At 69.8% G+C, this 10,787-nt stretch carries 9 protein-coding genes; 4 read left to right on the top strand and 5 right to left on the bottom strand.

Translation table 11 applies throughout. The features are described 5' to 3' along the window. The first annotated feature begins 948 nt into the window (after positions 1–948). The 3 genes from D5S19_RS26615 (at position 949) to D5S19_RS32165 (ending at position 3,558) form a co-directional block, all read left to right on the top strand. Positions 949–1,989 (top strand): LLM class F420-dependent oxidoreductase, encoded by a 1,041-nt coding sequence (locus D5S19_RS26615; protein ID WP_120026127.1) that lies wholly within the window; start codon positions 949–951, stop codon positions 1,987–1,989. Between the two features lie 139 nt (positions 1,990–2,128). Continuing rightward, complete coding sequence (locus D5S19_RS26610) at positions 2,129–3,073, top strand: Ppx/GppA phosphatase family protein (protein WP_233574187.1); 945 nt, start codon at positions 2,129–2,131, stop codon at positions 3,071–3,073. A gap of 182 nt (positions 3,074–3,255) precedes the next feature. Then, positions 3,256–3,558, top strand: coding sequence for a hypothetical protein (locus tag D5S19_RS32165; protein ID WP_158605652.1), 303 nt, complete (start codon positions 3,256–3,258; stop codon positions 3,556–3,558). Positions 3,559–3,865: 307 nt separating this feature from the next. Here the strand turns inward: D5S19_RS32165 and D5S19_RS26600 are convergent, their stop codons facing one another. From D5S19_RS26600 to D5S19_RS26585, 4 genes are all read right to left on the bottom strand, one after another. Next, entirely contained in the window at positions 3,866–6,244 is a 2,379-nt protein-coding gene (locus tag D5S19_RS26600) for a glycoside hydrolase family 65 protein (protein WP_120026131.1), read from the bottom strand. A 35-nt stretch (positions 6,245–6,279) separates the two neighbouring features. Next, the gene (locus D5S19_RS26595; protein ID WP_120026125.1) at positions 6,280–7,032 is read right to left on the bottom strand and encodes an HAD family hydrolase; all 753 of its coding nucleotides are present in this window, start codon (positions 7,030–7,032) and stop codon (positions 6,280–6,282) included. A gap of 160 nt (positions 7,033–7,192) precedes the next feature. After that, complete coding sequence (locus tag D5S19_RS26590) at positions 7,193–8,497, bottom strand: carotenoid oxygenase family protein (protein WP_120026124.1); 1,305 nt, start codon at positions 8,495–8,497, stop codon at positions 7,193–7,195. Between the two features lie 4 nt (positions 8,498–8,501). Then, entirely contained in the window at positions 8,502–9,080 is a 579-nt protein-coding gene (locus tag D5S19_RS26585) for a hypothetical protein (RefSeq protein WP_233574186.1), read from the bottom strand. Positions 9,081–9,152: 72 nt separating this feature from the next. Between D5S19_RS26585 and D5S19_RS26580 the strand changes: the two genes are divergently transcribed. Beyond that, the gene (locus D5S19_RS26580; protein WP_120026122.1) at positions 9,153–9,677 is read left to right on the top strand and encodes a PadR family transcriptional regulator; all 525 of its coding nucleotides are present in this window, start codon (positions 9,153–9,155) and stop codon (positions 9,675–9,677) included. A gap of 85 nt (positions 9,678–9,762) precedes the next feature. On the opposite strand, the gene mgrA is transcribed toward D5S19_RS26580, so the two are convergent. Then, positions 9,763–10,761, bottom strand: coding sequence for an L-glyceraldehyde 3-phosphate reductase (gene mgrA, locus D5S19_RS26575; protein ID WP_120026121.1), 999 nt, complete (start codon positions 10,759–10,761; stop codon positions 9,763–9,765). Positions 10,762–10,787: the final 26 nt, after the last annotated feature.

Here is a 10,787-nt window from a genome sequence, read left to right as displayed (position 1 = left end):
CGGCACCAAGAACTGCTGATCACGATCCACCGGACGAAAACCCCTAGCCACACCAGGATTCTCCCGCCACCACAACCCCACACCAAGATCATCACCGGCGGGTCGCTCAAAAACGCAACAGCCTCTCTGGGTCTGTGAAGGTGCCCTTCACAGACCCAGAGTCCGCCCGCTCCACGGGAGGCAAGCGAGGTCGGCGATCGGCCCGGTGCAGCGGCTCGCCTCCGGGCACGCCGGGTTCGTTCGGCGCGCCTCCGAGCGGGCCGGGTTCCGGCAGCGTGGCTTCCGGACAGGGCCGGTTCAGGCGACGAGCCTTCCGGGTGGGCCGGGGTTGGGCGACGCGGCTTCCGGCCAGGCTGGGTTCGCGCGGGTGTGGCCTTCGGACAGGCTGGGTTTGCGCGGTGTGCCTTCGGACAGGCTGGGTTCGGGCGACGTCGTTTCCGGGAAGGCCGGGTTCAGGCGAGGTGGCTCTGGGGCAGGCTGGGTTCGCGCGGTGTGGCCTTCGAGCTTGCCGAGTTTGCATGGCGTGTCTCCGATCCAGGCCGTTCGGTGGCCGTCGGCGGACGCACCGGGGTGAGCGCGCGGTTTGTCGGGTATCGGGCCTGGTCCTGGAGAACCAGGCCAACGGGTACCCGGCATCGAGCCCGAAGCCTGGTCAGGCGCTGAGCCGAGGGCCAGCACCTCGCGGCCGGCAAGGGGTCTGCCTGCGTAACCGGCATCGGGTGTCTCCGGCACGGTGAAGGACGGCAGATGTCGTCAGGCCGCACGAGCCGTTCCCGCCCGGTGCAAGCCGCCCTGGTTCCGTGAGGCCGCGGAAGGCGGCCGTCTACGGTGGGGGATGACCGCCCGTATGTGACCCGCGCCGCAGCGGAGCGGACGGGGTGGACGCATAATGAGCAAGCGCTCAGTCGGCGAGGAACTGCCCGCGGATCGGCACGGAATGAGGGATCGATGAGGATCGGCACCGGCATCAGCTACTCGGGCGGCTTCGCCGAGAGCGTCGAAGACGTGGTCGAACTGGAGAAGGCCGGGCTGGACATCGTGTTCGTCCCGGAGGCCTACAGCTTCGACGCGGTGAGCCAGCTCGGCTACCTGGCCGCGAAGACCGAACGGATCGGGCTCGCGTCGGGCATCTTCCAGATCTACACCCGCACGCCGAGCCTCACCGCGATGACTGCGGCCGGGCTCGACTTCGTCTCCGGCGGCCGGTTCACGCTCGGTCTGGGTGCGTCCGGACCGCAGGTGATCGAGGGTTTCCACGGGGTGAAGTACGACGCTCCGCTGGCCCGGACCCGGGAGATCGTGGACATCTGCCGTCAGGTGTGGCGCCGTGAGCGGGTGCAGCACCAGGGGCGGCACTACACCATCCCGCTGCCCGCCGACCAGGGCACCGGGCTGGGCAAACCGCTCAAGCTGATCAACCACCCGGTGCGCGAGCGGATCCCGATCCTGCTGGCCTCACTGGGACCGAAGAACGTCGCGCTCACCGCGGAGCTGGCCGAGGGCTGGGAGCCGATCTTCTTCCACCCGGAGCGCGCCGCCGAGGTGTGGGGCGCCGCGCTGGCCGAGGGCAAGGCCAAACGCGACCCGGCGCTGGGCGAGCTGGACGTGTTCGCCGGGCCGGCGCTGGCCATCGGCGAGGACGTCGATCACCTGCTGGACCAGCTGCGGCCGATGGTTGCCCTTTATGTCGGCGGAATGGGCGCCCGGGGCAGGAATTTCTACAACACCCTCGCCGTCCGCTACGGTTACGAGGCTGAGGCGAAGCAGATCCAGGACCTCTACCTCGACGGCAAGAAGGACGCGGCCGCCGCGGCCGTCCCGGAGGAGCTGCTCCGCGCGATCTCGCTGGTCGGCCCGGCGAGCTACGTGCGGGAACGGGTGGCGGCGTTCGCCGAGGCAGGCGTGACCACATTGGTGGTCAGCCCGCTGCAGCCCGGCCGTGCGGCCAGGGTGGCGGCGGTCTCGCAGCTGCGGGAGCTGATCGGGTAGCCCCCGGCCCACCGATCGGTGCCGTCGCCGAAAGCCGTCCACTCGCCGCATCGGGAGTACCGGTGGGTGTAGGAACGGTTCGCCGGGGAAACCCGGGGGCGATGGCGAGAGTGAGGTAGGCAGCACCGTGGGCAGGATCGTGGGACCGGTTGTAGGCGTCTTGGATGTCGGATCGTTCAGCGCGCGGCTGGTCGTGCTGGAGCCCGGCGGATCGCCCCTGGAACCGGTGCTGACCCACCAGACGCGGCTGCGTCTCGACCGCTCGCTCGACGAGGAGGGCAGGCTGTCCTCCTGCGGGATCGCGGCCATTTCCGCGGCGGTCGCGGGCGGCATGGCGGTGGCGAAGGACCACGGCGTGCCCGAGGTGTTCCCGCTGGCCACGTCGTCCATCCGGGACGCGGTCAACGCGCAAGAGGTGGTGGGCCGCGTCGCCGGCAACACCGGCGTGGAGCTGCGCTTCCTGTCAGGTCGCCGCGAGGCGGAGCTGACCTACGTGGCGGCGCGCCGGTGGTTCGGCGCGGCCGCCGGTCCGTTGCTGGCGCTGGACATCGGCGGTGGCACGGTCGAGCTGTCCGCCGGTGCCGGTGAGCAGGCCACCTTCGCCCGCTCGTTGCCGCTGGGCGCCCGCTCGGTGACCCGCGACTGGCTCCCGGCGGAGCCGCCCGTGCGGGGAAAGCAGGTCCGCGCGTTGCGGGAACACGTGCTGGCCCAGGTCACCGAGGCACTCGGCGACGCCACGACGGAGCTGGCCGAGCACCGTGTGGTCGGCTGCTCGAAAGTCCTGCGGCAATTGGCCCGCCTGGCCGGCGACCGCGCCGGCAAGGACCGCGAACTGCTGCTGGACGACCTGCGCTCGTGGATCCCCCGGCTGGCCGCGATGCCGTCGGCGCTCCGGGCGAAGCTGCCCGGCATCTCACGTCAGCGGGCCCAGCAGGCCCTCGGCGGAGCGGTGGTGGCGGAGGCGCTGCTGACTGTTTCCGGTGGCACGGTGGCGATTTGCCCGTGGTCCACTCGCGACGGTTTGTTGCTCACGTTGCTGGACCGCTTGCCTGGTACGGGCAAGCGCGCTCGACCGGCGGCGTGACCTGCCCTGCTGCGCAGCGGTGGTGGCGGACGCTCTGCTGACCGTTTCCGGTGGCACGTGGCGATTTCCGTGGTCCACCCGCAACGGGCTGCTGTCCACGCTGCTGGACCGCTTGCCCGGCCCTGGGAAGCGCGGCGTGATTCGCCCTGGTGCGGAGCGGGAAAACGGGGTATGCCGGAACCATGACCCCGCGCAGCGACCTGTTCCCCCGCGACCACCACGACGACGAGGACGACCCTCCGGCCGAGCCACGCCACCCGCGGCCGGGCGGCAGCGCATTCCCGGACGCGTCGGCGTTGGGTAAGGATTCCGTGCTCCGGGACTCCGACGCGGCTCCGGACACCTTCGCAGACCCAGGTATTCCGGGCTTGCCGGAAGCCGACGACCTCACCGGCGAGGTGGCGACCGTTCCTGGACCGGACCTGACCCCGTCCCGCACCGAGGAGGTCGAACCGCCGCCGGGGACCCCCCGAAAGTCCTGGTGACCCAGCGGAACGAAACCGGTGCGAACGGCTCGGTGACACCGGCCACTGGGGACCGCGCCACCGCCGGCGCGGCCGTACGTGCGCCAGGTACCCCGAATACACAGGCTGTCCCGAGTAACGGGGCAGCTTTCTCCATCCCTCATCCGGGGCTGCTCGCGCCGGAGGGCTGCGTGGGCTGGATGGCCGGCCCCGCGCCGTCAGCCACCGCACGCCTGAGGCTCGAACCCGTCGCCCGGGCGGCCACCTCCCACTGGGGGAGGCAGCCGCCGAGCCTCAAGCCGTCCTCAACCGTCCGTCGGCCGCCGGTTCAGCCGCCGTTGATGAACTGCCGGACCTTCGACGCGTCCCGGCGCGCCGGGGCACGTCCCGCGGGCTGGCTGGGGGGTGGTCCGGCGTTCAGCACTGGGATCGGCAGCTGTTGTGGTTCCGCGGTCACCGTGAAGCGTTCGCCGTGGTGGATCAGGTCCAGGGTGGGGCCGTCGAGGACCTGGTAGGTGGCGTGGGTGTGCCCGATGGAGACCTGGAAACGGGTGCCGCGGAAGGTCAGGCGGAAGGTCAGCCGCCGCAGTTCCCCGGGCAGGCGCGGGGCGAACGACAGCTGCCCGCCATGGTCGCGCAGGCCGCCGAAACCGGCCACGGTGCCCTGCCAGGCCCCCGCCAGGGACGCCATGTGCAGGCCGTTGCGGACGTTGTTGTGCACGTCGTGCAAGTCCGTCAGGGCGGCCTCGGCCAGGTAGTCGTAGGCCAGCTGCAGATGCCCGACCTCGGCGGCGATCACGGCCTGGGTTCCGGCCGACAGCGAGGAATCCCGGACCGTCCGGGCCTCGTAGTAGGCGAAATCGCGGGCCTTTTCCTCAGGGCTGAAGGAATCCCCGCATAGGTGCAGGGCCAGCACGAGGTCGGCCTGCTTCACCACCTGCTTGCGGTACAGGTCGAAGTACGGGTAGTTCAGCAGTAGCGGGTAGGACTCCTGCTCGGTACCGCCGAAATCCCACTCGTCGTGCTGCAGGAAACCCTCCGACTGCGGGTGCACGCCGAGTTCCTGGTCGTAGGGCAGCGCCATCGCGTCCGCGGCCGAGCGCCACGTGTCGAGCTCCACCGTGTCCACGCCGAACCGGGCGGCGATGTCCGGGTGCCGCCGGCAGGAGTCGACCGCGGCGGACAGGTTCCGCCGGGCCATCAGGTTGGTGTAGATGTTGTTGTCCGCCACCGCCGAATACTCGTCCGGGCCGGTCACCCCGTCGATCCGGAAGTGGCCGTGGTGGTCGAAATGCCCGAGTGAGGCCCACAGGCGGGCCGTCTCCAGGAGCAGCTCGGTCCCGCAGTCGCGTTCGAACTCGGTGTCGCCGGTGGCGTACATGTACCGGAGAACCGCGTCGGCGATGTCCGCGCTCACGTGGAACGCGGCGGTGCCGGCCGGCCAGTACGCCGAGCATTCCGCACCGTTGATCGACCGCCACGGGAACGCCGCCCCGCGCAGGCCGAGCTGTTGCGCCCTCGCCCGCGCTTTGTCCATAGTGGAATGCCGCCAGCGGAGCGCGTCCCGGGCGGCGTCCGGCATCGTGTAGGTCAGCACCGGCAGGACGAAGGTTTCGGTGTCCCAAAACGCGTGCCCGTCGTAGCCGGGGCCGGTCAGGCCCTTGCCCGCGATCGCCCTCGTCTCCCCGCGCGCCCCGGCCTGCAGGAGGTGGAACAACGCGAACCGGACGGCCTGCTGCAGCTCCGGGTCGCCGTCGATCTCGATGTCCGAAGTGGCCCAGAAATCGTCCAGGAACTGGCGCTGCTCGGCGATCAGGCCCTTCCACCCAGTCTGTCGCCCACCCGCCAGCGCGGCCTCCACCTGCGCGCGCAGCGCGGGCACGGACCGTTGCGCGGACCAGCCGTAGGCCAGAAACTTGGTGATCCGCAGCCGTCCGCCCTTGCGCACGTCGACCGCGGCGGTGAGCCGGGCCAGATCGCCCTCGGCGTGGATGTCGGTGCGCAGCCCGTTGTCCACCTCGATCTTGTGGTCCATCGCGGCGGCAACTCGCAGACCCGACATCCGGGTCTCGTGCACCAGCACCGCCTGGTGGTCCGCGGCCTGGCAGAACTGCGGCACCAGCGGCGAGTCGAGAGCCGCGGCCACCCGCGGGTCCCGGGTGTCGGACTCGATCGGCTCGTTGGCCAGCAGATCGGACTGCACCACCAGCTGCAAGTCCTCGTCCAGCGGCTCGACCTCGTAACTGATCGCGGCCACTGCGCGCTGGGTGAACGACACCAGCCGTTCGGTGGTCACCCGGACGCGGCGCCCGGTGGGGGAGGACCATTCGGTGACCCGGCGCAGCGTGCCGGACCGGAAGTCCAGCACCCGGTTGTGCGCGGTCGCCACGCCGTAGCGCATGTCCAGCGGCTCGTCCTCGACCAGCAGCCGCAGTACCTTCCCGTCGGTCACGTTGACCACGGTCTGGCCTTCTTCGGGGTAGCCGTAACCGCCTTCGGCGTAGGGCAGCTCGTGCTGTTCGTAGAATCCGTTGAGGTAGGTGCCGGGCAGCCCGCGCGGTTCACTCTCCTCCAGGGTGCCGCGCATGCCGATGTGGCCGTTCGACAGCGCGAAGGCCGATTCGGTGCGCTGCAACGCATCCACGTCCAGGCCGCGCCACCGCAGCTCCCACGGGGAGCACTCGTAGCCGAATTCCGTTTCCGTCACGCCGGTCCTTTCCACCGTCCTCTCCTCCGTCGCGGTCACCGGGCGGACTCCGGCACGTCGGTCCCGGTCAGGAGTTCGGCGAGATCGTCGACCACCACGTCGGCGCCGTGCGCGCGCAGTTCGGCGGCCTGGTTCGCGCGGTTGACGCCCACGACATACCCGAATCCCCCGGCCTTTCCGGCCTGTACCCCGGATTGTGCGTCTTCGAACACCGCGGCCTGAGCGGGGGTGACTTCGAGTTCCTTCGCGCCGGCCAGGAACGAATCGGGGGCGGGTTTGCCGCGCAGCCCGTCGCGGCGGATCACCAGCCCGTCCACCCGGGCCTGCACGAACCGGGACAGATCCGCGGCGTCGAGCACCTTCGCGCCGTTGGCCGACGAGGTGACCACGGCGATCTTCAGCCCGGCCTGTTCGGCCGCTTCGAGGTAGCGGATCGATCCGGGGTAGGGATTGACGCCCTCCTCGTCGATGATCTTGAGGACCAGTTCGTTCTTGCGGTTGCCTATGCCGTTGACGGTCGGTGCGTCCACACCGTCGTCCGGAGTGCCCTCGGGCAGTGCGATGCCGCGCGAACGCAGGAACTCGCGCACGCCGTCGGCGCGCGGGCGGCCGTCCACATAGGCCGCGTAGTCGTGGTCGGTGAACTCCTGGAAGGTCTCGCCGTCGCGGGTGCGCAGAAACTCGTCGAACGTCCGCTTCCACGCTTCGCGGTGGAGCACGGCCGTCCCGGTGAGCACACCGTCCAAGTCGAACAGACAGGCGGTGATGGTGTCGGGCAGTCCGATCATGCCGTGCAACCTACCGGTCCACCGGCTTTCCCGTCGGTTCCGACGCGTGTGGCCGGCGCACCCGATGGATGGGGCCGCGCAGGCTGTGAAGGGACCCTTCACGGTCGCTGAGTCCGTGAAGGGTCCCTTCACAGCTTTCGGGCGGGGCGAGAGGCGGGGCTCAGCTTTCGGGGAGCCAGTTGCCGTGGAATCCGGTAGGCACCCGGGCGGGCAGGTGCACGGTGGCGACCGGGGCCGCGGCGATGTCCTGGGCGTCGAGCACGACCAGGTCGCTGCGATCCGTCGCGCCGTCGTAGACGTAGGTGAGCAGCCAGCCCGCGCCGCCGGGCTTGTCCTCGGCCGGGACGAAGACCGCCTCGCCGATCGTCTGGCCGGGCGCGAACACGTGCTCGCGCGACGTGCCGGTGTGCAGGTCGTAGCGGCGCAGCCGGTCCAGCATCAGGGCCTTGGTGGACCCGGCGACGTACCCGAACCGGGTGTCGAGACCGGCCTGGCGGTCGTCGATCCGCGGGAACTCGCCGGCCCGGTCGTCCAGCCGGTCCTCGGCCACGGCGCCGGAGGCGAGGTCGATACTCCAGCGCCACAGCTGGCCGGGCGTGTCCGGGGATTCTCCGAACATCTGGTCGTAGCGGACCACGTGCACCACGATCCGGCCGTCGGGGGCGTCGTGCGCGTTGAGCGTGTGGAAGACGTAGCACGGGGCCACCTCGAACCAGCGCACCCCGCCGGCCGGATCGTCGCGCCGCAGCACGCCGAGCCGGGCGCCGTAGCTGTCGCTCCACCGGTAGGGCATGCCGCGGCCGACCAGCTCGTAGTCGAACACCACCGGCAGATCGAAGAACACCACGTGGTCCCGGGTGAGCGCGAAGTCGTGCATCATCGTCAGCCCCGGCACGTCGATCGGCTGGCGCACCACGAGGTTTCCGGCCGCGTCGGCGCGGTAGTAGCTCACGTGCGGGGCGGTGAGGCTGCCGTAGCCGAAGAAATGCAGCTCGCCGGTCTCCGGGCAGATCTTCGGGTGCGCGGTCATCGAATCGGCGAGTTCGCCGCCGAAGTCGTAGGCGCCGACGGTTTCGAGATCGTTGGTGATCTCGTACGGCAGCGAGGATTCGACGAGGGCGAGCGTGCGGCCGGCGTGGTTGACCACATGCGTGTTGGCCGCGCTCGCGCGCAGGTTCCGGGTGCCGTCGGCCTGGTAGATCACGCGTTCCTGGTCCTCGAAGCTCTCCGTGCGGACCCAGCGGTTGCGGTACCAGGCGGCGCGGCCGCGTTCCAGCCGGACGCCGTGGATCATGCCCTCGCCGGTGAACCAGTGCGCGTTCTCCTTGCGCGGGTTCGGCCCGTTGCGCAGGTACCAGCCGGTCAGTTCCGGCGGCAGGGAGCCGGTGATCTCGAGGTCGTAGGCGGTCAGCTCGTCGTGCACCGGGGCGTAGTGGCCGGCGAGGTGGTAATCGGTGGTGGCCATGGGATCACACTGCTTTCTGTGCGCGGGCCCGGACGGCTCGCGGATAGCGGACGGTGAACGAGATGGGAACGGCGAAGCCGAGCACCTTGAGCACGACCAGCGCGGCGGTCGCGTGCGGCGCGTAGTGCAGCAGCACGGCTTCGGCGAGGCCGGCGACGGTGAAGCTCGCCGCCCACACCGTGGTGAGGACCAGATTGACCCGGCGGAACACCGCGGTCGCGGTGACCTCCGGGGAGACCATCGTCTTCGCGATCCCGAGGGTGAAGGGATGGCGGGCGAGGATCGAGCCCCACGCGGTCAGCGCCAGCCAGAGATCGGTCAGCGCGCCGACGTAGTCCCGCGCCGGCGAACCCGGGTCGTTGAACGCCCAGATCGACAGGCCTGCGAAGAAGGCGGTGGCGGATACCTCGATGAACAGGGTGTCCCAGCCCTTGCCGCGCCCGCGTTCGAGGGTGAGCAGCCCGCCCGCCAGCACCAGCCCGACCAGCGCGGACCACTGCCAGCCGGCCTGTGTGGACACGATCGCGAAGATGATCCACGGGAGGAAGCTCTTCAGGTAGTTCATCGAGATCCCCTTACCCATATTCCTATCTTGACATGTCGAAGTTAGAACGTCATGGATGCACATGTCAAGAGTGGAAGGTAGGCTGCGTGGATGAGTTTGCGACACGCGGTGCTCGGGATGCTGGCCGATGCCCCCGGCAGCGGCTATGACCTGCTGAAACGCTTCGAGAGCAGGGAGAACAACGCGTGGTCGGCCACGCAGAGCCAGCTGTACGGGGAACTGGGGAAGCTGGCGCAGACCGGGCTGATCGAGATGACGGTGGCCGGTCCGCGTGGCCGCAAGGAGTACGCGATCACCGAAGCGGGCCGCCACGAGCTGCGGGCCTGGCTGCTCGATCCGGTCCCGCCGCAGCCGGCGCGCAACGAGGCGTTGCTGCGGATGTATTTCCTCGGCGAGGTCGAGCCGGCGCAGGCCAGGGAGTACGTGCGGCGGCAGGGTGCGGAGGCCGAGGAACAGGCCGAGCGGCTCGACGCGCTCGACGCAGCGATTCCGTGGGACGACAGTGATCGCTCCTTCTACGGCAGGCTCGTGCTGGAGTGGGGCAAGCGCTACGCGGCGATGCAACGGGAATGGGCGGACTGGGCGGAGCATCGGATCCGCACGAACCGTGGATGACGCCGGGTACAAGGGACGAGGGCTGTGAAGGGACCCTTCACGGACTCAGAGTCCGTGAAGGGTCCCTTCACAGCTTTCGGGCCGCTCATCTCGGTGAGGCGGCGTACTGATCGATCTCCGTCAGCTCCGCGGTGCTGAATTCAAGGTTGTCCAGCGCGGCGATGTTGTTTTCCAGTTGCCGGACGCTGCTGGCGCCGAGCACCAGCGAGGTCATCCGCGGATCCCGCAGCGCCCAGGCGAGCGCGAGCTGGGCCAGGCTCTGTCCGCGGCGGCGGGCGATCTCGTGCAACGCCCGGATCCGGCCGAGCCGCTCCTCGGTGATCGCTGCCGGGTCCAGGGATTTTCCTTGCGCGGCACGGGAATTCTCCGGCACCCCGGCCAGGTACCGGTCGGTCAGCAGGCCTTGCGCGAGAGGGGAGAAGGCGATACAGCCCGCGCCTGCCTCGGTCAGGGTGTCGAGCAGCCCGTCGGATTCGGTCCAGCGGTCGAACATCGAGTACGACGGCTGGTGGATCAGCAGCGGCGTGCCCAGCGCGCGCAGCAGCCGGACGGCTTCGGCGGTCTGTTCGGAGCGGTAGGAGGAGATGCCTACGTAGAGCGCTTTCCCGGAGCGGACCGCGTGATCGAGCGCCCCGATGGTCTCCTCCAGCGGCGTTTCCGGGTCGAACCGGTGCGAGTAGAAGATGTCCACGTAGTCCAGGCCCATCCGGCCCAGCGACTGGTCGAGGCTGGCCAGCAGGTACTTCCGCGAACTCCATTCGCCGTACGGGCCGGGCCACATGTCGTATCCGGCCTTGGTGGAGATCACCAGCTCGTCGCGGTAGGGCCGGAAGTCGGTGGCGAGATGCCTGCCGAAGTTCTCCTCCGCCGAGCCGTAGGGCGTGCCGTAGTTGTTCGCCAGATCGAAATGCGTGACGCCGAGGTCGAACGCGCGCCGGAGGATCTCCCGCTGCGTGGTCAGCGGACGGTCGTGCCCGAAGTTGTGCCACAGCCCCAGGGAGAGCGCGGGCAGCTTCAGTCCGCTGCGCCCGCATCGGCGGTAGATCATGGCGTCGTATCGGGTGCTCGCCGCGAGATATGTCACGGGCCCGATGCTATCCGTGACGGCGT

This window comes from Amycolatopsis panacis (genome assembly GCF_003600245.1).
GTDB lineage: Bacteria > Actinomycetota > Actinomycetes > Mycobacteriales > Pseudonocardiaceae > Amycolatopsis > Amycolatopsis sulphurea.
Note: the sequence above shows the minus strand (reverse complement) of the source record. Positions and strands in the feature narration are given on the sequence as shown.